Source organism: Streptomyces sp. NPDC052023, from assembly GCF_044548465.1.
Taxonomy (GTDB): Bacteria; Actinomycetota; Actinomycetes; order Streptomycetales; family Streptomycetaceae; genus Streptomyces.
The window spans coordinates 1-23,352 of the sequence record NZ_JBIUBW010000005.1 but is presented as its reverse complement, the minus strand read 5'-3'; the positions used below and the strand labels follow the sequence as shown (position 1 = coordinate 23,352).

16 protein-coding genes, 2 rRNA genes, 3 pseudogenes and 1 riboswitch are annotated in these 23,352 nt (G+C 69.8%); of the genes and pseudogenes, 4 read left to right on the top strand and 17 right to left on the bottom strand.

The window, feature by feature from the left end; genetic code table 11:
• Positions 1 to 57: 57 nt before the first annotated feature.
• The 3 genes and pseudogenes from ACIHCM_RS12685 to ACIHCM_RS12675 all read right to left on the bottom strand — a co-directional run.
• A pseudogene (locus ACIHCM_RS12685) lies at positions 58 to 1,247 on the bottom strand (sensor histidine kinase); the annotation flags it as partial.
• A pseudogene (gene kdpA, locus ACIHCM_RS12680) lies at positions 1,210 to 2,427 on the bottom strand (potassium-transporting ATPase subunit KdpA); the annotation flags it as partial. The pseudogenes ACIHCM_RS12685 and kdpA, both read right to left, overlap by 38 nt.
• Before the next feature lie 278 nt (positions 2,428 to 2,705).
• Positions 2,706 to 4,547 (bottom strand): APC family permease, encoded by a 1,842-nt coding sequence (locus ACIHCM_RS12675; RefSeq protein ID WP_399893470.1) that lies wholly within the window; start codon positions 4,545 to 4,547, stop codon positions 2,706 to 2,708.
• A 309-nt stretch (positions 4,548 to 4,856) separates the two neighbouring features.
• Here ACIHCM_RS12675 and ACIHCM_RS12670 point away from each other — a divergent pair, with 309 nt between their 5' ends.
• Both ACIHCM_RS12670 and ACIHCM_RS12665 read left to right on the top strand, forming a co-directional pair.
• Positions 4,857 to 5,414: a hypothetical protein gene (locus tag ACIHCM_RS12670; RefSeq protein WP_399893467.1), complete on the top strand. Its 558-nt coding sequence runs from the start codon at positions 4,857 to 4,859 to the stop codon at positions 5,412 to 5,414.
• 263 nt (positions 5,415 to 5,677) lie between these two features.
• Positions 5,678 to 7,633, top strand: a complete 1,956-nt coding sequence (locus ACIHCM_RS12665) for an amino acid transporter (RefSeq protein WP_399893464.1) — start codon at positions 5,678 to 5,680, stop codon at positions 7,631 to 7,633.
• 57 nt (positions 7,634 to 7,690) lie between these two features.
• On the opposite strand, the gene ACIHCM_RS12660 is transcribed toward ACIHCM_RS12665, so the two are convergent.
• Positions 7,691 to 8,266 carry a DUF1707 domain-containing protein gene (locus ACIHCM_RS12660; RefSeq protein WP_399893461.1) on the bottom strand — a complete coding sequence of 192 codons (576 nt, stop codon included), beginning with the start codon at positions 8,264 to 8,266 and terminating at the stop codon, positions 7,691 to 7,693.
• Positions 8,267 to 8,380: 114 nt separating this feature from the next.
• Here ACIHCM_RS12660 and ACIHCM_RS12655 point away from each other — a divergent pair, with 114 nt between their 5' ends.
• The gene (locus ACIHCM_RS12655) at positions 8,381 to 8,776 is read left to right on the top strand and encodes a molybdopterin-binding protein (protein ID WP_399893458.1); all 396 of its coding nucleotides are present in this window, start codon (positions 8,381 to 8,383) and stop codon (positions 8,774 to 8,776) included.
• Between the two features lie 96 nt (positions 8,777 to 8,872).
• On the opposite strand, the gene gcvP is transcribed toward ACIHCM_RS12655, so the two are convergent.
• Positions 8,873 to 11,758: an aminomethyl-transferring glycine dehydrogenase gene (gene gcvP, locus ACIHCM_RS12650; RefSeq protein WP_399893455.1), complete on the bottom strand. Its 2,886-nt coding sequence runs from the start codon at positions 11,756 to 11,758 to the stop codon at positions 8,873 to 8,875.
• Between the two features lie 174 nt (positions 11,759 to 11,932).
• Positions 11,933 to 12,028, bottom strand: a riboswitch (glycine riboswitch).
• A gap of 114 nt (positions 12,029 to 12,142) precedes the next feature.
• Here gcvP and ACIHCM_RS12645 point away from each other — a divergent pair.
• Positions 12,143 to 12,514: a PRC-barrel domain-containing protein gene (locus tag ACIHCM_RS12645; protein ID WP_399893452.1), complete on the top strand. Its 372-nt coding sequence runs from the start codon at positions 12,143 to 12,145 to the stop codon at positions 12,512 to 12,514.
• On the opposite strand, the pseudogene ACIHCM_RS12640 reads toward ACIHCM_RS12645, so the two are convergent.
• The 12 genes and pseudogenes from ACIHCM_RS12640 to ACIHCM_RS12585 form a co-directional block, all read right to left on the bottom strand.
• A pseudogene (locus ACIHCM_RS12640) lies at positions 12,436 to 13,874 on the bottom strand (DNA polymerase IV). The gene ACIHCM_RS12645 and the pseudogene ACIHCM_RS12640 sit on opposite strands and share 79 nt — an antisense overlap.
• Positions 13,875 to 13,940: 66 nt before the next feature.
• On the bottom strand, positions 13,941 to 14,624 hold the full coding sequence (locus ACIHCM_RS12635; protein ID WP_399893450.1) for a MerR family transcriptional regulator: 684 nt from the start codon (positions 14,622 to 14,624) through the stop codon (positions 13,941 to 13,943).
• Positions 14,625 to 14,884: 260 nt separating this feature from the next.
• Positions 14,885 to 15,358, bottom strand: a complete 474-nt coding sequence (locus ACIHCM_RS12630; protein ID WP_004002801.1) for a bifunctional nuclease family protein — start codon at positions 15,356 to 15,358, stop codon at positions 14,885 to 14,887.
• A gap of 337 nt (positions 15,359 to 15,695) precedes the next feature.
• Entirely contained in the window at positions 15,696 to 16,439 is a 744-nt protein-coding gene (locus tag ACIHCM_RS12625) for a MerR family transcriptional regulator (RefSeq protein ID WP_399893447.1), read from the bottom strand.
• 43 nt (positions 16,440 to 16,482) lie between these two features.
• Entirely contained in the window at positions 16,483 to 17,442 is a 960-nt protein-coding gene (locus ACIHCM_RS12620; RefSeq protein WP_399893444.1) for an FHA domain-containing protein, read from the bottom strand.
• A 61-nt stretch (positions 17,443 to 17,503) separates the two neighbouring features.
• Positions 17,504 to 18,367 (bottom strand): DUF881 domain-containing protein, encoded by an 864-nt coding sequence (locus ACIHCM_RS12615; RefSeq protein ID WP_399893440.1) that lies wholly within the window; start codon positions 18,365 to 18,367, stop codon positions 17,504 to 17,506.
• Positions 18,368 to 18,402: 35 nt separating this feature from the next.
• Positions 18,403 to 18,735, bottom strand: coding sequence for a small basic family protein (locus tag ACIHCM_RS12610; RefSeq protein WP_003988855.1), 333 nt, complete (start codon positions 18,733 to 18,735; stop codon positions 18,403 to 18,405).
• A complete protein-coding gene (locus ACIHCM_RS12605; RefSeq protein WP_399893437.1) occupies positions 18,732 to 19,643 on the bottom strand; it encodes a DUF881 domain-containing protein in 912 nt (303 codons plus the stop codon). The genes ACIHCM_RS12610 and ACIHCM_RS12605 overlap by 4 nt, the downstream gene beginning before the upstream one ends.
• Before the next feature lie 106 nt (positions 19,644 to 19,749).
• Positions 19,750 to 22,245: a sugar phosphate nucleotidyltransferase gene (locus ACIHCM_RS12600; protein ID WP_399893434.1), complete on the bottom strand. Its 2,496-nt coding sequence runs from the start codon at positions 22,243 to 22,245 to the stop codon at positions 19,750 to 19,752.
• Positions 22,246 to 22,359: 114 nt separating this feature from the next.
• Positions 22,360 to 22,968 carry a CDP-alcohol phosphatidyltransferase family protein gene (locus ACIHCM_RS12595; protein WP_399893432.1) on the bottom strand — a complete coding sequence of 203 codons (609 nt, stop codon included), beginning with the start codon at positions 22,966 to 22,968 and terminating at the stop codon, positions 22,360 to 22,362.
• Positions 22,969 to 23,077: 109 nt separating this feature from the next.
• Positions 23,078 to 23,194: ribosomal RNA gene (gene rrf / locus ACIHCM_RS12590) — 5S ribosomal RNA — on the bottom strand.
• Between the two features lie 85 nt (positions 23,195 to 23,279).
• Positions 23,280 to 23,352: ribosomal RNA gene (locus ACIHCM_RS12585) — 23S ribosomal RNA — on the bottom strand; the annotation flags it as partial.

Here is a 23,352-nt window from a genome sequence, read left to right as displayed (position 1 = left end):
CGACGCTATGCCTGAAAGGCGAGGTGCGGACCGCCCATGACACGACGCTGACGCCGTTCAGGCGGGTGTTGACGGCGTGTTGACGGCGTCGGCGGGCCCCGGGAGGACGGCCGCTCCCCGGCCGGGTGCCCTCCGCAGGCTGAGCACCATCGTGAGGCCGCCGCCGGGTGTGTCCTCGGCGTTCAGGGTGCCGCCCATCGCCTCGGCGAAGCCGCGTGCGACCGCGAGGCCGAGGCCGACCCCGGCGCCCCGGGGGACGTCGCCGTACCGCTGGAACGGCTCGAAGATCCGCTCCTTCGCCTCGTCGGGCACGCCCGGCCCGCGGTCCACGACCCGCACCTCGACGCGGTCGGCGATGGCGCTGGCGGCGACCAGCACGGGCGTACCGTCCGGGCTGTACTTGACGGCGTTCTCCACGACGTTGGCCACCGCCCGCTCCAGCAGCCCCTTGTCGACATGGACCATCGGCAGTGTCTCCGGCACGTCCAGGGTCACGCTGTCCCCGGGTACGCCGCCCAGCGCCATCGGCACGACCTCGTCGACGTCCATCTCGCGGATGATCGGCGTGACCGTGCCCGTCTGCAGGCGGGACATGTCGAGCAGATTGCCGACCAGGTGGTCCAGCCGGTCGGCGCCCTCCTCGATCGCCTCCAGGAGCTCCGCCCGGTCCTGCGCGGACCAGTCGACGTCGTCCGAACGCAGCGAGGTGACCGAGGCCTTGATGCCGGCGAGGGGGGTACGGAGGTCGTGGCTGACGGCGGCGAGCAGCGCCGTGCGGATGCGGTTGCCCTCGGCGAGGGCGCGCGCCTGCTCGGCCTTCTCCTGGAGGCGGCGCCGGTCCAGTACGACCACGGCCTGGGCGGCGAACGCGGCCAGCACCCGGCGGTCCTCGGCCGGCAGCACCCGCCCCGTCAGGGCGAGTGTCATGTGGTCGTCGACCGGCATGTCGGCGTCCGCGTCCTCCGGGCGTCCGGCCGGACGCGGGCCCACCGGGCCCGCGCAGGTCCAGGGCGCCACGTCGCTCTCGCGCTCCAGCAGCGCCACCGACTCCATGCCGAAGGTCTCGCGCACCCGCTCCAGCAGGGCCTCCAGACTGGTCTCGCCGCGCAGCACGTTGCCCGCGAGGAAGGACAGGATCTCCGACTCGGCCCGCAGCCGGGCGGCTTGGTGCGTACGCCGGGCCGCGAGGTCCACCCCGACGCCACCGCCACCGCGACGCCGACGAAGATCACGATGGCGACGATGTTCTATCAGACCGGCGATGAACACCGCGATGATCGCCATGATCAGGATGCCGTACAGGCCGGAGCCGACACCGCCGGGCGCGATCTCGCCCAGCATCATGCCGAGCATGGTGCTGCCGCCGCCGAGGCCGGTGAACGAGGAGTGGAAGGAGTCCACTGCTCCGGTGGAGGTGAGGGTGGTCGACACCGCGAAGATCGACGAGCCGCCGATGCCGCAGCGGACCTCCTTGCCCTCCAGCGCACCGTTCGCCAGCTCGAAGGCCGGGCCGTGGTGGCTGAATTCGGTCCACATCATCAGGGCGACGAAGCCCAGCCAGATGGTGCCCATCGTGGCGAGGATCGCGTACCCCTGCTTCACCGAGCCGACCATCACGCCGAAGGTGCGGGTCAGCGTGAACGGGATCACCAGGATCAGGAAGATCTCGAACAGGTTGGTGAACGGCGTCGGGTTCTCGAAGGGGTGGGCGGAGTTGGCGTTGAAGTAGCCGCCGCCGTTGGTGCCCAGCTCCTTGATGGCCTCCTGCGAGGCGACCGCACCGCCGTTCCACTGTTGCGAGCCGCCCATGAACTGCCCGACCTCATGGATGCCGGAGAAGTTCTGGATGGCGCCGGCGGCGACCAGCACGATCGCTGCGACGAACGCCAGCGGGAGCAGGATGCGGGTCACACCGCGCACCATGTCCGACCAGAAGTTGCCGAGCTCACCGCTTCGGGACCGGGCGAGTCCCCGGACGAGCGCCACCGCGACGGCCATCCCGACGGCTGCCGAGACGAAGTTCTGCACCGCCAGGCCGGCGGTCTGCACGACGTGGCCCATGGCCTGTTCGCCGTAGTACGACTGCCAGTTGGTGTTGGTGACGAAGGACACGGCGGTGTTGAACGCCTGGTCCGGGTCGATCGCGGCGAAGCCGAGCGAGCCGGGCAGCACGCCCTGGAGCCGCTGGAGCAGGTACAGGAAGAGGACACCGGCCGCCGAGAAGGCGAGGACGCCGCGCAGGTACGCGGTCCAGCGCATCTCGGTGTCGGGGTTGGCGCCGATGCCCTTGTAGATCCACCGCTCGACACGCCAGTGCCGGTCTGAGGAGTAGACCTTGGCCATGTAGTTGCCAAGGGGGACGTGGACGACCGCCAGCGCGCCGATGAGGGCGATCAGCTGGAGGACGCCGGCGAGTACGGGACCCATGGTGTACTCAGAACCTCTCACTGCGCGGCTTTGACGGGACCCATACGGGCCGTACGCCGACGGGCGCCGGGCCGGCGGAAACGACCGGAATCGACAGCCGTACGGCAGCGCGCGCCACGTCAGCGGTAGCCGGCAGCCGGACGACGGCGCGCGCACGTCAACGGACAGGGGCAGCACGCGCCACGTCAACCGCACTCGGCGGCCGAACCGCAGCGCGCGCCGCCAGCGCGCGCCGCTTCGGCCGCGAAGCCCCCGCGACGGCGCTCCACGGCAGCGCGCTACGGCAGCCGGAACCGCAGCCGGCAGATCACCGCGCCGGTCTCCCGCCGGACGGCGTGCGCGACGACGGCACCGCGCTGGTTCTGCAGCAGCCGCTGCCAGAGCCGCTCCGGCTCCGTCTCGGGGATGAGCACGGTGACCCGCGTGCCCGGCTCCGCGTCCGCCACCCGTCGGACGTACTCGGCGATGGGCCGCCCCAGCGTGCGGCGCTCGGAGGCCAGCTTGACCAGCGGCACCCCGGGGTCCCACGCGGCCCAGCCACGCTCCAGGGCGTGCAACTGAGCCCGGTCCTCCAGGTCGGGGTGGCAGACGGTGACCGCGCGGACCTCGTCGCCGAGGGAGGCGGCGGCCGTCAGTGCCTCCGAGGTGAGCCGGGACAGCGAGGAGACCGGCACGATCACGACCGACCGGTCGCGGTGCGGAGCCTCGGGCAGCTGTCCGAGGCCGAGCCGTTCGCCGATCCGGGCATAGGCGCGGTGGACGGCCTGGAAGGCAACGACCAGCAGCGGCAGCGCGAGCACGATCAGCCAGGCGCCCTCCTCGAACTTGGTCGCCGTCACCACGATCGCGGAGATACCGGTCAGCGCTCCGCCGAAACCGTTGAGCACGGCTTTGCCGCGCCACCTCGGGCCGCGTTCGACCAGCCAGTGCCGCACCATGCCCGCCTGGGCGATGGTGAAGCCGACGAAGACACCGATGGCGAACAGCGGCACCAGCGTGTTGGTGTCACCGCCGGAGAGGACCAGCAGCGCGGCGGAGACCAGGGCGAGGGCGAGCACGCCGTGCCGGTGGACCTGGCGGTCGGCCTTGAGGGCGAAGACGTGCGGCAGGTAGTGGTCACGGGCCAGCAGCTTCAGCAGGACGGGGAGCCCGCCGAACGACGTGTTCGCGGAGAGGGCCAGCAGGATCATCGTCGCGAACTGGACCACGTAGAACGCCCAGTTGTGGCCGAGGGACGCGTCCGCGAGCTGGGCGAGGACGGTGACGCCCTCGACCGGCTGGAGGTGGAATCGGGAGATCAGCACCGACAGGCCGATCAGCATCACGCCCAGCACGGCTCCCAGGGCGATCTCCGCGTGCTGGGCTCGCCTGGCGCGCGGGACCCGGAAGGAGGGTACTGCGTTGGCGATCGCCTCGACGCCGGTCAGCGCGCTGCATCCGGAGGCGAAGGCCTTGAGCAGCAGCAGGGCGCCCACGGCGGTGGCGTTGTCGGCGAGCACCGAGTCGTGGCCCTGGGCGGTCACCGTGCTCACCGGCTCGGACCGGAACAGCCCTGCGGCGATCACCACGAAGATCGCCCCGACGAAGACGGCGGTCGGCACGATGAACGCCTTCGCCGACTCGACGATCCCCCGCAGGTTCACCGCCGTGATCAGCGCCAGCACGGCCAGGCACAGCCACAGCCGGTCGTCGTAGAGCGCGGGGAATGCGGAGGTCAGTGCCGCGACACCCGCGGTGACGGCGACGGCGACGTTGAGTACGTAGTCCAGGACGAGGGAGGCCGCCGCCACCAGGCTGGTCCGTGCTCCCAGGTGCCGCCGGGCGACGGCGTACGAACCGCCGCCGTCCGGGAAGGCCGCGATCACCTGCCGGTACGAGGCGACCAGCACCGCCAGCAGGCCCGCGATGGCCAGCGTGACCGGGAGGGTGAAGCCGAGGCCGTGCGCACCGGCTGCGGCGAGGACCAGCACGATCGCCTCGGGCCCGTAGGCCACCGACGCCATGGCGTCCAGCGACAGCGCGGCCAGGCCGGTGACGGCGGTGAGGCGGTGTCGTTCACCGGTGTCGGGAGGTTCCGCGCCGGAGGGCGCGGCACCGGGTTCGGCGGTCAGTACGGACATGGGGGGGGACGCTCCTTCGTGCGGCAGGGGAGACCGCGCGGGGCGTGCCCCGCACGGCGCACCCCAGGTTCCGTCCCTGTCCGGCCGTCCCCGGCGGTTCCTTGCACCTTCTTCGCGCGGAACCGGCCTACCTTGACGGAGCTTTGACGCGGTCCCGGGGCGACCGTGCCGGCGCCCCGAAGCACCGGGCTGAAGAGGCCTGATCCACTGAAGGCGCGAGGTGAGGCGGCGTCAAGAAACTGCCTGGCGCCCGTCATAGTCCCGTCAAGCGGGGCCGCCCGGCGCAGGGCCGTCCCTAGCGTCGACAGCATGGAACCCTCCGACGACGTGCGGCACGGACTCTTCCGCGCACCCGAACGGCACTCCGGCACCGAGGCGTACGACCGCCGCTGGACACGGGACCTGTACAGCGCGGCCCGCTGCGCGGCCGTACTCCTCGCCCTGCTCCTGCTCATCGACTGGGCCGCCGGAACGCTCGCCCTGGGGCGCGCCACGCTCTGGTGCGCGCTCGCGGCACTGCTGTTCGTCGTGCTGTGCCCGCCCCGTGTCTCGGCCGGCGCGGGCTGGCTGGCGTCGCGCTCGCTGCTGCGCACCCGGATGGTGCGTACCGACCTGCTGGTGTCGGTTCGCTGCTCGGACGGCGTCTCCCAGCGGCTGGTGCTGCGTGACGCGTTCGGCGAGCGCGTCGAACTCGACCCGCAGGTCCTCGTCGACAACCCCGAGCTGTGGCACCGCGTCGACGAGGACGTCCATCGGTCACAGGCCCGCGGGTCGCTGCTGTGCGGGGCGACGGCGCTGCGACGGGTGTCGGAGCGGATCGACCGCGAGACCGCCGGCATCGTCTTCAAGCTCTCGGGACTGGAGTAGCGGGACTGGAGTAGGCGGGCGTCACGTCCCACACGCCCGGGAACCGGCGCAAGGCGTGCGTCCCCCGTATGGCGCAGCCCGCCCGAAGTCGCTGCCGCCACGGCTCTCTTGATGCGCTGACGCGTTTCACCGCTCACTCTTGACGCAAGCTTGACGCCGTAGGCCTCCTCGACCGCAGGCCCGGGCGTCTCTCCGCTTACGCTGAGGGCGCCGTCCGCCGATGGCCGGAAACGCACGCCGAGCCGCATATCAGGAGCACATCGATGGCCCCGACCGAACACCCCGCGCCCGGCCGCCTGCGCGCCTGGATGCTGGAGGGGCTGTCCGACATGGGCAAGGCTGGCGGCCTCCAGGGCCCGCACGCCCCGCCCGCTCCTCCGGCCGAGGGCAGGCCCTGGTACCGGGTGATGTGCCTGACCGGCGTCGACTACTTCTCCACCCTCGGCTACCAGCCCGGCATCGCAGCTCTCGCCGCCGGTCTGCTCTCGCCCGTCGCGACCGTGGTGCTGGTGATCGTCACCCTGGCGGGCGCCCTGCCCGTCTACCGGAGGGTGGCCGAGGAGAGCCCGCACGGCCAGGGCTCGATCGCGATGCTGGAGCGCCTGCTCACCTTCTGGAAGGGCAAGCTGTTCGTCCTGACGCTGCTCGGCTTCGCCGCCACCGACTTCCTCATCACCATCACCCTCTCCGCCGCCGACGCCTCCACCCATCTGATCGAGAACCCGCACCTGAGCAGCGCCCTGCACGACCAGCAGCTGCTGATCACCATGGTGCTCATCGCCCTGCTCGGCGCGGTCTTCCTCAAAGGCTTCCTGGAGGCGATCGGCGTCGCCGTCGCCCTGGTGGCCACCTACCTCGCGCTCAACGCCGTGGTCGTCGTGGCAGGGCTCTGGCACGTCGCCACCGAGGGGCATGTCGTGACCGACTGGTCCAACGCCCTCACCGCCGAGCACGGCAATGTCTTCGTGATGATCGGCGTGGCCCTGATCGTCTTCCCCAAGCTCGCCCTCGGCCTGTCCGGTTTCGAGACGGGCGTCGCCGTGATGCCGCACGTCAAAGGCGACCCGAGCGATTCCGAGGAGCACCCCGAGGGACGGATCCGCGGCACCAAGAAGCTGCTGACCACAGCCGCCCTGATCATGAGCTGCTTCCTGATCGCCACCAGTTTCATCACCACCCTGCTCATCCCGGCGGACGAGTTCAAGAAGGGCGGCCAGGCCAACGGGCGAGCGCTGGCGTATCTCGCGCACGAGTACCTCGGCAACGCCTTCGGGACGGTGTACGACGTCTCCACCATCGCGATTCTGTGGTTCGCCGGCGCCTCGGCGATGGCCGGCCTGCTCAACCTGATGCCGCGCTATCTGCCCCGGTACGGCATGGCCCCGCACTGGGCGCGTGCGGTACGCCCGATGGTCATCGTCTTCACGCTCGTCGCCTTCCTGGTCACCTGGCTCTTCGACGCCGACGTGGACGCGCAGGGCGGCGCGTACGCCACCGGTGTGCTGGTGCTGATCAGCTCGGCGGCGATCGCGGTCACCATCGCCGCGCGCAGGGCCAGGCAGCGGAACTGGACCGTGGCCTTCGCGGTGATCTCGACGGTGTTCCTCTACACCACGGTCGTCAACGTCGTCGAGCGCCCGGACGGCGTGAAGATCGGTGCCTGTTTCATCGCGGGCATCATGATCCTCTCCTTGGTCTCCCGGCTGGCCCGCGCCTTCGAGCTCCGGGTGACCGGCGTGACGCTGGACCCCATGGCGGAGCGGTTCGTCCGCGATATCGCCAGCCGCAAGATCCGGTTTATCGCGAACGAGCCCGACCGGCGTGATGTCGCCGAGTACCGCGACAAGATCGAGCAGATCCGTCAGGACAACGATGTCGCCGGCCCCGAGGACTTCGTCTTCGTCGAGGTCACGGTGACCGACCCGTCCGAGTTCGAGGCGGGCCTGGCGGTCCACGGCGAGGTCCTGCACAACCGCTACCGGGTGCTGACCCTGGATTCCTCCTCCATCCCCAACGCCCTGGCCGCGCTGCTCCTGCACGTCCGCGGCACCACAGGCTGCGTCCCGCACATCTACTTCGAGTGGACCGAGGGCAATCCCTTCGCCAACTTCCTGCGCTTCTTCCTCTTCGGCCAGGGCGAGGTGGCGCCGGTCACCCGGGAGGTCCTGCGGGTCGCGGAACCGGACGTCACCCGTCGGCCCCGGGTGCACACGGGGTGAAATCACCCCCGTCGCACCACACGCCTCACCACCGCCACCGCCACCGCACCGTACGCCTCACCGCCGCCACCACCCCCGTCGCGCCGAGCGCGTCAGCACCCGCCCGTAGCTGAGCCGGCCGCACACCTCCACGCGCAGCATCACCGGCACGTCGGGCTCGGCCGGCCTTTGTGTCTTGATCTGGGCGTAGTTGGTGACCAGGGAGACGGTGTCCACCACGACCCCCGGCCGCGTCACCAGCCGCAGTGTGCCGCCCTGCATGTCGAGGTCGACGCGGACAGTGCCCTGCGAGATCACCGCGTCGGTGAAGTCGAGCGTCACATCTCCCCAGGACGACTCGATCTCCAGCAGCCGTGGCACGGCCCACTCGCCCTCCCGCACCACGGAGCCGCCCTCCTGCTGGATGCGCACGAGGTCCTTCGCCTCGGTCACGACGGGCAGGTCACCGGTGAGCACGGCCAGCTCCCCCATCGTCCGCGCGGTCAGCGCGGCCTCGACCCGCTCCTCGAGCTCCTCAGCGGTCAGCCGCCCGTCCCCCGCCGCGGCGGTCAGCACGTCGACCACCCGGTCCCGGTCCGCATGCGAGGCCCTCACCCCGGACGACGCGCCCGCACGCGACACTTCAGCCGACACACCCTCACCCCGATCGCCAGTCGAAGACCCCGTCAGGACTAACGCTATATCGCGTTATACCCGTGGGCCAACCCCCCATCCACCAGACGGTGCCGCCGCCCTATCGTGGCCGGCATGCACTCCTACACGATCGGCCAGGCCGCACGGCTCCTCGGCGTGAGCCCCGACACCGCGCGCCGCTGGGCCGACGCCGGCCGGGTGGCCACGCACCGCGACGAGAGCGGTCGGCGCCTCATCGACGGCAGGGACCTGGCCGCGTTCTCGGTCGAGCTCGCCGGGGCGGGCAGCGGTGAGGAGGAGGCTCCGTACACCTCGGCCCGCAACGCCTTCCCGGGCATCGTGACCGCGATCAAGCTCGGCGACGTCGCCGCCCAGGTCGAGATCCAGGCCGGCCCGCACCGCCTGGTCTCCCTCCTGACCCGTGAGGCCGTCGAGGAACTGGGCCTGGAGGTAGGTATGGAAGCGACGGCCCGCGTGAAGTCGACAAACGTACACATCGACCGCGCCTGATCACCCGTTCGGGCCCTCGGCCCCACGCGACGAGGGCCCCCACAAAGGGAGCCCTCGTCACTCGATCCGTCGGCCACCGCCTCCGCGGCCTCGGCCTCAGTCCTCGTACGCGTCCAGCGGCGGGCAGGAGCACACCAGGTTCCGATCGCCGAACGCCTGGTCGATGCGGCGCACCGGCGGCCAGTACTTGTCGGCGACCGACACCCCGGCGGGGAAGACGGCCTCGTCCCGCGGGTACGCGTGACTCCACTCGCCGCCCAGCATGCCGGCGGTGTGCGGAGCGTTCCGCAGCGGATTGTCATCGGCCGGCCACTCACCCGCGCCGACCTTCTCGATCTCCGCGCGAATGGCGATCATCGCCTCGCAGAACCGGTCGATCTCGGTCAGGTCCTCGGACTCGGTCGGCTCGATCATCAGCGTCCCGGCCACCGGGAACGACATCGTCGGCGCGTGGAACCCGTAGTCGATCAGCCGCTTGGCCACGTCGTCGACGCTGACGCCCGTCGCCTTGGTCAGCGGTCGCAGATCGATGATGCACTCGTGGGCGACCAGCCCGCCCGGGCCGGTGTACAGCACCGGGTAGTGCGGCTCCAGCCGCTTGGCGATGTAGTTGGCGCTGAGCACGGCCACCTGCGTGGCCCGCTTCAGGCCCTCGCCGCCCATGAGCCGCACGTAGGCCCACGAGATCGGCAGAATCCCCGCCGAACCCCACGGCGCCGCCGAGATCGGCCCGACCCCGGTCTCCGGCCCGGCCGCCGGCTGCAGGGGGTGGTTCGGCAGATACGGCGCCAGGTGCGACCGTACGGCCACGGGACCGACGCCCGGCCCACCGCCGCCGTGCGGGATGCAGAACGTCTTGTGCAGGTTGAGGTGGGACACATCGCCGCCGAAGTGCCCCGGCTTCGCGAGCCCGACGAGCGCGTTGAGGTTGGCCCCGTCGACGTAGACCTGGCCACCGGCGTCGTGCACCTGGGCGCAGATGTCCGCGACGTGCTCCTCGAACACACCGTGCGTGGACGGGTACGTGATCATCAGCACCGACAGCTCGTCGCGGTACTGCTCGATCTTCGCACGCAGGTCCTGGACGTCGATCTCGCCGTCCTCGGCGGTCTTGACGACGACGACCTTCATCCCGGCCATGACGGCACTGGCGGCGTTCGTACCGTGCGCCGACGACGGGATCAGGCACACGGTGCGCTGCTCGTCGCCGTTCGCCCGGTGGTACCCGCGCACGGCGAGCAGCCCTGCCAGCTCACCCTGCGACCCGGCGTTCGGCTGCAGAGAGACCTTGTCGTACCCGGTGACCTCGGCGAGGCGATCCTCCAGCTCGTGGATGAGCGTCAGGTATCCCTCCGCCTGCTCGGCCGGCGCGAAGGGGTGCATCTGCCCGAACTCCGGCCAGGTGACCGGTTCCATCTCCGTGGTCGCGTTGAGCTTCATGGTGCAGGAACCCAGCGGGATCATGCCCCGGTCGAGTGCGTAGTCGCGGTCGGCGAGCCGGCGCAGGTAACGCAGCATCGCGGTCTCGGAGCGGTGCTGCTGGAAGACCGGGTGCCCGAGGTACGCGTCGGTGCGCAGCAGCCCGGCGGGCAGCGCGTCCTCCGTGACGCCGTCGAGTGCCTCGATGTCCCCCTCGACACCGAACGCGGCCCACACGGCCTCCAGTCGGTCCCGCGTGGTGGTCTCGTCGCAGGCGATGGAGACGTGGTCGGCGTCGATCCGCCACAGGTTGACACCGTTCTCGCGCGCGGCGGCGGTGACCTCGGCCGCCCGCCCCGGCACCCGCGCGGTGACGGTGTCGAAGTAGGCGCCGTGCACGATCTCGACACCGCCGTCACGAAGGCCCGCGGCGAGGATCGCTGCGTACCGGTGGGTGCGCCGCGCGATGCTCTTCAGGCCCTCGGGCCCGTGGTAGACGGCGTACATCCCGGCCATCACGGCGAGCAGCACCTGCGCGGTGCAGATGTTGCTGGTCGCCTTCTCACGGCGGATGTGCTGTTCACGCGTCTGGAGCGCCAGCCGGTAGGCCTTGTTCCCGTCGGCGTCGACGGAGACGCCCACGAGCCGCCCCGGCAGGCTGCGCGCGAACTTCTCCTGCACCGCCATGTAGCCGGCGTGCGGCCCGCCGAAGCCCATCGGCACACCGAAGCGCTGCGTCGTACCGACGGCGATGTCCGCGCCCAGCTCACCGGGGGACTTCAGCAGCGTCAGCGCCAGCAGGTCGGCGGCCACGGTGACCAGCGCGCCCAGCTCGTGCGCCTGGTCGATGACCGGCTTGATGTCGCGCACGGCTCCGGAGGCGCCCGGGTACTGGATCAGCACGCCGTTGATCTCACGCCCGGCGATCTCGGCCGGAATGCCCTCACTGAGGTCGGCGACGACGACCTCGACGCCGGCTGGCTCGGCGCGGCCCTGGATCACGGCGACGGTCTGCGGCAGCGCGTCCGCGTCGACCAGGAACAGACCCTTCTTGTTCTTGCCCATGCGCCGGGAGAGCGCCATCGCCTCGGCCGCGGCCGTGCCCTCGTCGAGCAGCGAGGCGCCGGAGGTGGGCAGCCCGGTGAGGTCGGCGACGACGGTCTGGAAGTTCAGCAGCGCCTCCAGCCGGCCCTGCGAGATCTCCGGCTGGTACGGCGTGTACGCCGTGTACCAGGCGGGGTTCTCCATGACGTTGCGCAGGACGACCGGCGGGGTGAACGTCCCGTAGTAGCCGAGCCCGATCATGGAGCCCAGCACCTGGTTGCGGTCGGCGAGGGAGCGCAGCTCGCGCAGCACCTCGGCCTCGGTGCGGGCGCCCGGCAGGTCCAGGGCGTCGGCGTTCTTGATCACATCCGGTACCGCGGCGGCGGTGAGCTCGTCGAGCGAGCCGTAGCCGACCTGCGCGAGCATCTTGGCCCGCGCCTCCTGGTCGGGCCCGATGTGGCGCTGCTCGAAGGGGATGCCCTGTTCGAGCTCGGTGAGCGGAATGCGCTGGGCGGTCATTGCGGAGGCCTCCTGGTCTGACGCGACCTTCGAGGGACACCACGGCAGAGGTGCCCCGACGGCCTCCCCCTCTGTCATCACAACCTGAGAGCTTCACCGGCCGCCCGCGGACGTCCGGCTTGCACCGTCGGTGAGGGCGGAAGCCGTGACGCCCGCCCTGCTTTCCAGAGTGACCTCGTCCGTGCGGTACGTGGGCCTGAGAGATTCCGGGGAGGATTTGCTCCTTCGGCGCCTCCGGTCGTCTCCGGAGGACTCTCCCGCACGGGGTCAGCAGCCTTTGCCAGACTACCAGCGAGGTCAACGCCCGGGCGTTCGAGTGGCCGCGTTCCGCATTGTGCTCTTTCGTAGTGCTTACGGATGAGGTGCGAGCGAGTGGAGGGCCCGGTGCAGACCGATATCGATCCGCGCAACCTGATCGGCCGCAAGGCGTTCGACCGCCACGGCACCAAGATCGGCACCATCGACGAGGTCTACCTCGACGACGCAACCGGTGTACCGGAGTGGGCCGCCATACGGACCGGCCTGTTCAGCAGGGACGCCTTCGTCCCGCTGGAGCCGAGCGAGCTGATCGACGGCACTCTGCACGTCCCCTTCGACCGCACCCTGATCAAGGACGCCCCCGACTTCGGGGTCGGCCGGCACCTCTCCCCGGAGCAGGAACTCCAGCTCTACCACCACTACGGCCTCGACGTGGCCGCTCCCCCCGCGCTCCCGGACCGCGACTTCGGCAAGCTGGCGGGCTCGGAGGAGGCCTGACCCGGCGGGCTCAGCCCTGGAGCTCGGGTCTTCGCGCCACCAGCGGCAGCGGATCCGCGGGCTCCAGCGCGGGGTCGTCGACCCGGAAGGTCCGCACGCGCCCCGGCTCCGACTCGGGCGTCTCGAACCGCACGGTCACCCTCCCCAGCCCACTGCCCTGCACCCATCCGTGCCCGTACTCGGTGTGCCGCACATCGTGGCCGGCGGCCCACCGGCGCTCGGCGGGGCCGGTCTCCGCCCGCTCGGGCTCATCGGTCACGTCCTCCCCGGGCCCTTCGTCCCGCTCCCCCGCCGCCTGCGCGAACAGATCCTCCTGCGTGTAGTCGGCCAGCCCGCTGACCCCCACGCCCAGCAGCCGCACGCCCCCTGTCGTGTCCACGTAGTCCAGCAGCCGGGCCGCCGCCTCCCGCACCACCGCCGGGTCGTCCGTCGGCCCCCGCAGCGTCTCGGACCGGGTCAGCGTCGAGAAGTCGTACCGCCGCACCTTCAGGACGATCGTCCGCCCCGACAGTCCGGCACCGCGCAGCCGCCGCACGCACCGGTCCGCGAGGCGCTGCACCTCCAGCCCGACGCGGACCCGGTCGTGGATGTCCACGTCGTAGGTGTCCTCGACCGACACGGACTTCGCCTCCCGCTCGGCGACCACCGGCCGGTCGTCGTGGGCCAGCGCCATGGCGTACAGGGCGTGCCCATGGGCCTTCCCCAGCAGCCGTACGAGCTCGTCCTCGCCCGCCTCGGCGATCTCGTCGACCGTCGTGATCCCCGCCCGCCGCAGATGATCGCCGGTCGCGGGCCCCACTCCCGGCAGCGTCCGCACCGGCATCGGCCCCAGCAGCGCCCGCTCGGTGCCGGGCTCGATCAGCACCAGACCGTCCGGCTTCGCCTCCTCGGAGGCGATCTTCGCGAGCATCTTGGAGGCGGCGAGCCCTACGGACCCGGTCAGGCCGGTGACCGCCCGGATGTCGGCCCGCAGCCTGACACCGGCCAGCCGCGCTGACTCCCGGTCCCACGCCGCCCCACCGGCCTCCAGGTCGACGAAGGCCTCGTCCAGGCTCAGCGGCTCCACCAGCGGCGACAGCTCGCGCAGCAGGGCCATCACCTGCTCACTGATCGTCCGGTACAACCCGAAGCGGGGGACAAGGTACGCGGCGTTCGGCGCCAGCCGGCGCGCCTGGCCCATCGGCATCGCCGAATGCACCCCGAACACCCGGGCCTCGTAGGAACAGGTCGCCACCACCCCGCGTGGCCCGAGCCCACCCACGATCACGGCCTTCCCGCGCAGGCTCGGCTTGGATGCCTGCTCCACCGAGGCGAAGAAGGCATCCATGTCGAGATGCAGGATCGTGGGCGCGGTTCTCACATCTCCGATGCTGCCTCACGCCACTGACAATGCGGCCGCAGCCGCGGACCCCTTCGCGGGCAGCCTCTAGACGGCCCGGTTGCGCCGCCGGGCGAGCTCGTCCGCCGGATTGTGCCCGACGAGCGTCTCACCCGTGTCGATGCGCTCTCCGTGCAGCTGCGACAGGGCGTTCTCGACGTCCCGCCACACCACACCCACGGCGATCCCGAATACCCCCTGGCCGCCTTGGAGCAGCGCGTGGACCTCGTCCGGCGAGGTGCACTCGTAGACGGTCGCGCCGTCGCTCATCAGCGTCATCCGCTCCAGGTCCCGAAAACCACGCTCTCGCAGGTGCTGGACGGTGGTGCGGATGTTCTGCAGCGAGACGCCGGTGTCGAGGAACCGCTTGACGATCTTCAGGACCACGACGTCGCGAAAGCTGTACAGGCGTTGCGTCCCGGACCCGTAGGCGGGCCGCACGCTCGGTTCGACGAGGCCGGTGCGGGCCCAGTAGTCCAGTTGCCGATAGGTGATGCCGGCGGCCGCGCAGGCCGTCGGACCGCGGTAGCCGATCTCCTCGGACGCCATCGGCGCCGCCCCTCCGCCGCCGGGAACGGCCATAGGTCGCTGCGGAGCGTGATCCGCCGCCCTGCCGTGCGGAGGGTACCCCCCACTCGGGCGAAGCTGAGAGCCTGGGGGAGCGTACGGACCGCTCTCCCCGAAACTGCGTCCGGGGGCACCCCCAGCCGTACCGTCGCCGCTGCTTCTCACGCCGACCTCCGTCCTTGACCTGCCTTCTCGACGGTAGGCAGTCACCAAGGGTGCGTCAACGATCGCCACACTCGGCACGCCGAGTGATAATCACCCTAAGAGTGGTTTCACGCACCCCACCGCGGGGAAAGGCTAGCCGAATGCTCTGACGGGAAGCCGCAGGAATCTGCACTCGCCACTGGCACGTGCCGTGTCACGAACCGTCACCAGGCACACACCGGCCCGCCGCGGACCCCACGCCCGCGCGGGCCGACCACGTCTCACTGGCTGCTGGTGCCGAAGTCCTCGGGAGAGATCTGGTCGAGGAACTCCCGGAACTTCTCCACCTCGTCCTCCTGCTCGTCGGGGATCGCGATACCGGCGTCGTCGAGCACCCCGTCACTGCCGTAGATCGGCGTGCCGGTGCGCAGGGCAAGCGCTATCGCGTCGGACGGACGGGCGCTCACCTCGACGCCGCTGGCGAAGACCAGCTCGGCATAGAAGACGCCTTCACGCAGATCCGTGATGCGTACCTCGGTGAGCTCCTGGCCGACGGCCTCCAGCACGTCCTTGAACAGGTCGTGGGTCAGCGGTCGCGCGGGGGCCATGCCCTGCTGGGCGAAGGCGATCGCCGTCGCCTCCCCCGGCCCGATCCAGATGGGGAGGTAACGGTCGCCTCCCACTTCGCGCAGGAGCACGATCGGTTGGTTGGAGGGCATTTCGACCCGGACACCTACGACATCGAGCTCGTTCACACAGCAACCCTAGGCCGTGCCCGGGACGTTTGGGTAGTCGGGCCACCATCCCCACGCGATCCGGCCGCCGGCCGTCCCCTGGAGGTAGTGGAATCCGGCGTTCCCACCCGCGGCTGCGAAGGGGGCGCACTCCACAAAGGCCCGACACCCCTGCTCAGCCGCTGCGCGTGGCCGTCACCGAGCGGCTTGGGCTCCCAACGCCGACCCTGCGCGGCCCGGCGGCCTCACGACCGCCTGACCCGCCCCTGAGCCTTCCGGCTTCGGCGACACCCAGCAGCCGATCCGGCCCCTGTACGACCCCCTGCAGCCCTCTCAGGGGCCGTCCTGCCCAGCCGGCTCAGGGCAACCGAATCCCGAGCGCGCTCCGCACCAGCGCCGCGTGCAGCTTCACGGTGAGCCCCGCCAGCTCCTTCTCCCGGGCCTGCGCATGCGCCCTCGTCTGCGGATTGCGGTGCCGTTTCAGTGGAGCCACCACCTGGTCCACCAGCCCCGCCTCACGATCGGCCGCAGCCTTCATCACCCGGAGATGGCGCGGCTCGATCCCGAACCGGCCCAGCTCGACGATGAGCGCCGCGACGGTGACCGCCTCGACGTCGTACACCCCGTCCGCCACCGGAGTGACCAGCCCGTAGGACTCCCACTCGGCGAGTTCCTGCTCACCGATCCCGGCCGCCGCCAGCAGCTCGGCCCGCGCGATCCGCGCCGCCGTCGGCCCTTCAAGCGCCTCCTCGGCCGGCACGGCCTCGCCGTCACGCTGCCGGCCCAGCGTCGGCAGCCGCACCTGCTCGCCGCGCTCCAGCGCGTCGAGGTGCTCACGGATCACCTTCAGCGGCAGATAGTGGTCCCGCTGCATCCGCAGCACATGCCCGAGCCGCTCGACGTCTCGCGGGCCGAACTTCCGGTACCCCGAGGGCGTCCGCTGCGGCTCGATGAGCCCCTCCGACTCCAGGAAGCGGATCTTGGAGATCGTGACCTCGGGGAACTCCTCGCGCAGCACGTTCAACACCGTGCCGATACTCATCAGCCCGCTGTCCGCGGCGGCGGCGCCGTGCCCGGAGCCGCCGCTCGGTGTGTGACGCATGGAACTTCCCTCGGAGTTTCTCCGGACCAACTCCGGAGGAGGGTCAGATGGCCTGCCGGCTCGCGTAGAAGACGAGGCGGTACTTGCCGATCTGCACCTCGTCACCGTTCGACAGAGCGACCTGGTCGATCCGCTCCCGGTTGACATACGTGCCGTTGAGGCTGCCGACGTCGGCCACCGCGAACGACCCGTCCGGGCTGCGACGGAACTCCACGTGGCGGCGTGAGACCGTCACGTCGTCCAGGAAGATGTCGCTCTGCGGGTGCCGACCAGCCGTGGTCAAGTCGCTGTCCAGCAGGAAGCGGCTGCCCGAGTTCGGCCCCCGGCGCACCACCAGCAGGGCGGAGCCCAGCGGCAGCGCGTCCACCGCGGCCTGCGCCTCCGGAGACAGCGTCGGCATCGCCGTCTGACCGGTGGCCTCGGCGTCGTACGCCTCAAGACCGCTGATGGAGATCGTGGAGGTCGTCTCGGACGGACGCTCGGGGGCCACCCCCGGCCGCAGCGGCGCACCGCAGTTGGAACAGAAGCGGCTGCTCTCCGCGTTGCGGTTACCGCACCTCGTACAAACCAGGGCCGACATGGACGGATCCTCCTGCCGCGGCTGCCCCGCAGGGGCGTGGGACGCGTACGGGTCGGCGGAAAACCCTCCACCCGCACTTGAGGTTGACGGTTGCCCGAAACCTATGCCGCCGGCCTGGGCAGGGTCAACCGACGGCGCGCCCTGACCACCGGAAATGTCGCCACCCGGACCACCCACCTGGTCCCGGAACAGCGGGCGCTGGCCCTCCGCGTCAGGCTGTGCGCGATGACGAGCGGTCGCGTTGTCGCGTCCCTCTCGCGCGCTCTTGCCGAACAACTTCGCAAACAACTTCACGGGCGATTCCCCTTGACCGAAACAGACCCGCCCGTGGGGCAGGACGAACCCTGATTGCACACTCTGGCCGACCCGGACATCCTCACAACGTCCGTATCCACCAGACAGTTTCCACCACGCACCACCCAATCGGTGCGCCGACCCCCCGCAACCTCATGCCCTCCCCCGATGTCCCGCATGCACCAACGGTTCACTGGGAGGACGACCGAGCGTAGTCAGGTCGCTTCACCGCTCGCAAGGCATCCACGACGATCTTGTCCGAGCGCTCGACAGTCACGGTGGCCTGCTCCTTCTCAAGCGTTTGCACCACGCCTCCTGGGATGTTGAGCGCCGGTTCGAGGTCCTGCGGCTTGCCGATGACCTTGAAACGATAGGGAGCGTTGATCTTGTTCCCGTCGACACTCACACTTTGCCCGGAGTCCGTCAGGTAGGTGCTCGCGACGACCCGCACGCCGTTCACCTGGATCGCCTCCGCACCGGCCGCGCGCAGCTCCTGGATCGCGTCCAGCAGCATGTCCGCCTCGACCGTCCCCTTCGTGTCGTCGATGGTCATCGTGATGCCGGGCCCCTGTGCCGCCACCGTGCCCGCCAGCACACCGAGTTGCCGCTCCTTCTCGATCGTCTGCCGCCGGGCCTCCTCGGCCTGGTTCGAGCTGTTCTCCAACTCGTCCCGCTGGTTCTCGAGCCCCTGCTTCTCGTCCTCAAGACGCTGAGTTCGGTCATCCAGTTCATCGAGGATGCGCACGAGATCCTCCTGGCGCGCCCCGCGCAGGGCGCTGTCACCGTCGCTGTTCGAGGCGACCTGAACGGCCAAACCGAAGCCGAGCCCGAACAGCAACAGAGCGACGATGAGTTGGGCCCGCGTGATCCGCGGCGGCCACAGCCCGTTGACGAGCCGCTGCCTCCCCGTGATCCCGGGCGGAGTGTCCTGACCGGCGCCATCCCCGCCCGCCACGTCCGCCGGGCTCTCCGCGGTCGGCCTGGCCTCGGCGACCGGCACCTGGTGGGGCAGCTCCTTGCGCAGCGGGTTCTGGCCGCTCTGCTCGGGGGTCATCTCGCCGGTCTTCTCGTCGTGGTCCCTCATCGGTCTCACGCCCGGAACACGTGCCGGCGGATCGCCGCGGCGTTGGAGAAGATCCGGATACCGAGGACGACCACGACACCGGTGGACAGCTGGGCACCGACGCCCAACTTGTCGCCCAGGAAGACGATCAACGCGGCGACGACCACGTTCGACAGGAAGGACACCACGAAGACCTTGTCGTCGAAGATACCGTCGAGCATGGCCCGCAGGCCGCCGAAGACGGCGTCCAGGGCCGCCACGACGGCAATCGGCAGATAAGGCTCGACGACCGCCGGAACCTCGGGCCGGACCAAAAGGCCGGCCACGACTCCCACGACGAGGCCCAGTACGGCGATCACGATGTGCCTTTCCCAGTTCTCTGCTGTGCTGACTCGGTTATCGGATGTGCTGTGCGGACGATCACACTCGGCGCGCCCGGCAACCGGAGCTCCCCCTCCACGGAGATGCTCGTCCGGATGCCGAAGCTCTCCTGCAGGGCATGCAGATAGAGCCCGTCCGCGCTGTTCTGGAACTTCGCGCTCAGCCCCTCGCCGTCGCCCACCGCGAGCACCGTGTACGGCGGCACGAGCGGCCTGTTGTCGACCAGTATCGCGTCGCCCGCTGCCCTGATCGCCGACAACGCCGTCAGTCGCTGCCCATTGATCGAAACGGCCTCCGCGCCCGACTCCCACAGCCCGTTCACGACGCGCTGCATGTCCCGGTCGCGTACCCGGCCCGTGTCCGAGAAGCCGGTCGTCCCGCGCGGATCGCTGTCCCCACCGGAGCCGGCCTCCTTGGCGTCGTTCACGACCAATTTCACACCGGGGCCGTGCACTTCTACAGCACCGGACAGGATGCCGACCAGCTCCGTCTGGTCACCGCCGCCGCTCTGCCTGAGGGCCTCCCGCTGCCGGGCGCTCACGTCGTCCCGCAGCTTGTCCACGGTGGTTTCCAGCTCGTCGGCCGCCGCGGTCTCGCGGTCGATCCGGTCGATGAGCTCCTCGCGCTCCTTCGCCACGACCGGCGCCGCCACTCGTGCCTGCGCCGCTCCGACGGTCACCACCAGCGCCGCCAGAACCAGCCCGGCGGCGAGACCGAGCTTCGCCCTCAGCGTCTTCGGCATGCCCCCGGCGGTCTTCTTGCGTGCCGCCGCCTCGGCGTAACCGTCATCGAGGCTGTGGTCCATGACGTTCGTGAGCAGCGACATGGACGCGTCCGGGCGCGCGGGGCGGGCGGGGGTGCTCCGATCGGGGGGCTGCTGCGGCATGCCGCACATCGTCGCACGTCGCGGCCGCCACCTCCGAATGGCCCCACCGGCGTGCCGGACAGGCCCCCTTGGGGACACTTGTCCGGCACGCGCGCGTGCTGCCGTTCTAGCGGCCAGCGCTGTCCACGACCGCCGACCACTCGTCGAGCAGTGCCTGCGCGGAGGCGTCGTCCGGCCCCTCCGCCCACAGGTGGGTGACCGCCTCGGCCGGGTCGGGCAGCACCATCACCCAGCGCCCGTCCGCCTCGACCACGCGCACACCGTCCGTGGTGTCCACGTCCCGGTCACCGGCCGCCTCGACGACCCGCCGCATGACGAGTCCCTTGACCGCCCACGGAGTCGCCAGATCCCGCTTGAGCACGTGCGCGCGCGGGATACGCGCGTCGATCTGGCTCAGCGTGAGCTGCGTCCGCGCCACCAGCCCGATCAGCCGCACGAAGGCCGCCGTACCGTCGAAGACGCTGCTGAACTCCGGGACGATGAAGCCGCCCTTGCCGTCACCGCCGAAGATCGTCGATTCGTCGCCGCCGACCCGGGTCAGGTCGTCGGGGGACGTGGTGGTCCACTCGACCTGGGTCCCGTGGTACGCCGCGACCTGCTCGGCGATCCTTGTCGTGGTCACCGGCAGCGCGACCCGCCCGCTGCGGCGCTCGGCCGCGACCAGATCGAGCATCACGAGCAGCGCCCGGTCGTCCTCGACGATCCGGCCCTTCTCGTCGACCAGCGACAGCCGCTCGCCGACCGGGTCGAACCGGACGCCGAACGCGGCTCGCGCGGACGCCACGATCTCTCCCAGCCGCACCAGCCCCGACCGCCGCGTGTCCACCGACTCCGTCGGCCTGGCCTCGTCCAGGCCCGGGTTGATCGTCAGGGAGTCCACACCTAGCTTGCCGAGCAGGCTGGGCAGCACGAGCCCGGAGCTTCCGTTCGACGCGTCGACGACGACCTTCAGTCCCGACTCGGCGATCCCGGTGGTGTCGACGTTCCGCAGCAGCGACCCGGTGTACGAGTCGAAGACGCTCGACGGGAAATGCAGGTCCCCGATCTCGCCGGGGAACGCCCGCCGGTACTCCTGGCGCGCGAAGACGCGGTCCAGCTTCCGCTGACTCGCCTGCGAAAGATCGGCACCCTGCCCGTCGAAGAACATGATGTCCACGGAATCCGGTACCCCAGGCGTGGTCCGGATCATGATCCCGCCAGCGCTGCCCCGAGCCGTCTGCTGCCGCGCGACCGGCAGCGGTACGTTCTCCAGGTCGCGTACGTCGATGGCGCTGGCCTGCAGCGCGGAGATCACGGCCCGCTTCAGCGCACGGGCGCCGCGGGAGTGGTCACGCGCCGTCGTGACGGTCGAGCCCTTCTTCAGTGTCGTCGCGTAGGCGCCGGCCAGCCGAACGGCCAACTCCGGCGTGATCTCGACGTTCAGGATCCCGGAGACGCCACGCGCACCGAAGAGGTGGGCCTGCCCTCGCGATTCCCAGATGACCGAGGTGTTGACGAAGGCGCCCGCCTCGATGGTCTTGAACGGGTAGACCCGCACATTGCCCTGTACGATCGATTCTTCACCGATGAGGCACTCATCACCGATGACGGCGCCGTCCTCGATGCGGGCTGCCCGCATGATGTCGGTGTTCTTTCCGACGACACAGCCCCGCAGATTGCTGTGCTGCCCGACATACACGTTGTCGTGCACCACGGCCTTGTGCAGGAATGCTCCGCTCTTGACGACCACGTTCGAGCCGACGACGGTGTGCTCGCGTATTTCCGCGCCGGCCTCGACCTTCGCGTAGTCACCGATGTAGAGCGGCCCCCGAAGCACGGCGTCCGGGTGTACTTCGGCACCCTCGGCCACCCATACGCCCGGCGAGATCTCGAAGCCGTCGATGTCGACGTCGACCTTGCCCTCCAGGACATCGGCCTGCGCCTTCACATAGCTCTCGTGTGTGCCGACGTCCTCCCAATAGCCCTCGGCGACATAGCCGTAGACCGGCTTGCCCTCCTTCATGAGCTGCGGGAAGACATCACCGGACCAGTCGACGGGCACATCGGCCTCGACATAGTCGAAGACCTCAGGCTCCATGACATAGATACCGGTGTTCACGGTGTCCGAGAAGACCTGGCCCCAGGTCGGCTTCTCAAGGAAGCGCTCGACCTGGCCCTCTTCGTCGACGATCGTGATTCCGAATTCCAGGGGATTCGGGACGCGGGTCAGACATACGGTGACCAGTGCGCCCTTTTCCTTGTGGAAGTTGATCAGCTCGGTGAGGTCGAAGTCGGTCAGGGCATCGCCGGAGATGACAAGGAAGGTGTCGTCCTTCAACGCCTCTTCAGCGTTCTTGACACTTCCGGCGGTACCGAGTGGCTTCTCCTCATTGGCATAGGTGAGCTCCATACCGAGCTCTTCGCCGTCACCGAAGTAGTTCTTGACCAGTGAGGCAAGGAACTGAACAGTAACGACGGTCTCGTTGAGCCCATGCCTTTTGAGCAGCCTCAGAACGTGCTCCATGATCGGCCGGTTGGCCACCGGCAGGAGCGGCTTGGGCATGCTTGAGGTCATGGGACGAAGGCGCGTGCCTTCGCCACCGGCCATCACGACGGCCTTCATGTCGGAAGCGTCCTCCTCGAAGAGACGACGGTCTAGCCGACTTCACCCGTCCGAATTGTCCCGCACTTTTGCCTCGCGGGCCATCGCACCGCTACGGCCGCGCAATCGACAGGCTCAATCGGCCATGGTGTCCGCACGAACCAGACGGCGGACCTGCACCACGTAGAGGACTCCTGCCCACCAATAGAGGGTTGTACCCCATCCGGCGAACGCCCATCCGAAGATTGCAGCGAGTGACGCCAGCGAGCCGCTTCCGTCACTGAGCAGCAGCAACGGGAAGGCGTACATCAGGTTGAAGGTCGCCGCCTTGCCGAGGAAGTTCACCTGGGGCGGCGGATAGCCATGACGCCTGAGGATGCCCACCATCACCAGGAGGACCAGTTCTCGCGCCAGCAGTACGGCGGTCAACCAGAGGGGCAGGATCTCGCGCCAGGTGAGCCCGACCAGGGTCGAGAGAATGTAGAGCCGGTCCGCGGCAGGATCGAGCAGCCGGCCGAGGCTGCTGATCTGGTTCCATCGCCGGGCGAGTTTGCCGTCCAGGTAGTCACTGATCCCGCTGAGAAGCAGCACCAGCAGCGCCCAGCCGTCACTCTTCGGTCCCCCGAACTCAGGCCTGAGGATCAGCCACAGGAAGAGGGGCACGCCGAGCAGCCGAGCCATGCTGAGGATGTTCGGGATGGTGAGGACCCGGTCCGTCTGAACGCGAGTCTCCTGGACCTCCAACCGGGGGCCTCCTGTCGAAAAACGAGCCAACGATGCTCCCCGACCCTACCTCAACGCAAAAAAGCTCCGGCCCCTGGGCGTGAGCCCAAGAGCCGGAGCTGTAAAGGTAGTTCGGCGGCGTCCTACTCTCCCACAGGGTCCCCCCTGCAGTACCATCGGCGCTGTAAGGCTTAGCTTCCGGGTTCGAAATGTAACCGGGCGTTTCCCTCACGCTATGACCACCGAAACACTATGAAACACAACCGGAACCGCAGCAACGGCTACGACGATTGTTCGTGGTTTCAGAACCAACACAGTGGACGCGAGCAACTGAGGACAAGCCCTCGGCCTATTAGTACCGGTCAACTCCACACGTTACCGTGCTTCCATATCCGGCCTATCAAC

Excerpts from the sequence above, each read along its gene's own strand:
- ACIHCM_RS12605 (WP_399893437.1), bottom strand. The coding sequence starts at position 19,643 with ATGCCGCAGCAGCCCCCCGATCGGAGCACCCCCGCCCGCCCCGCGCGC.
- ACIHCM_RS12615 (WP_399893440.1), bottom strand. The coding sequence starts at position 18,367 with ATGACCCCCGAGCAGAGCGGCCAGAACCCGCTGCGCAAGGAGCTGCCC.
- ACIHCM_RS12675 (WP_399893470.1), bottom strand. The coding sequence starts at position 4,547 with ATGTCCGTACTGACCGCCGAACCCGGTGCCGCGCCCTCCGGCGCGGAA.
- gcvP (WP_399893455.1), bottom strand. The coding sequence starts at position 11,758 with ATGACCGCCCAGCGCATTCCGCTCACCGAGCTCGAACAGGGCATCCCC.
- ACIHCM_RS12655 (WP_399893458.1), top strand. The coding sequence starts at position 8,381 with ATGCACTCCTACACGATCGGCCAGGCCGCACGGCTCCTCGGCGTGAGC.
- ACIHCM_RS12600 (WP_399893434.1), bottom strand. The coding sequence starts at position 22,245 with ATGAAGGCCGTCGTGATGGCCGGTGGCGAAGGCACGCGCCTTCGTCCC.
- ACIHCM_RS12670 (WP_399893467.1), top strand. The coding sequence starts at position 4,857 with ATGGAACCCTCCGACGACGTGCGGCACGGACTCTTCCGCGCACCCGAA.
- ACIHCM_RS12665 (WP_399893464.1), top strand. The coding sequence starts at position 5,678 with ATGGCCCCGACCGAACACCCCGCGCCCGGCCGCCTGCGCGCCTGGATG.
- ACIHCM_RS12625 (WP_399893447.1), bottom strand. The coding sequence starts at position 16,439 with ATGCGTCACACACCGAGCGGCGGCTCCGGGCACGGCGCCGCCGCCGCG.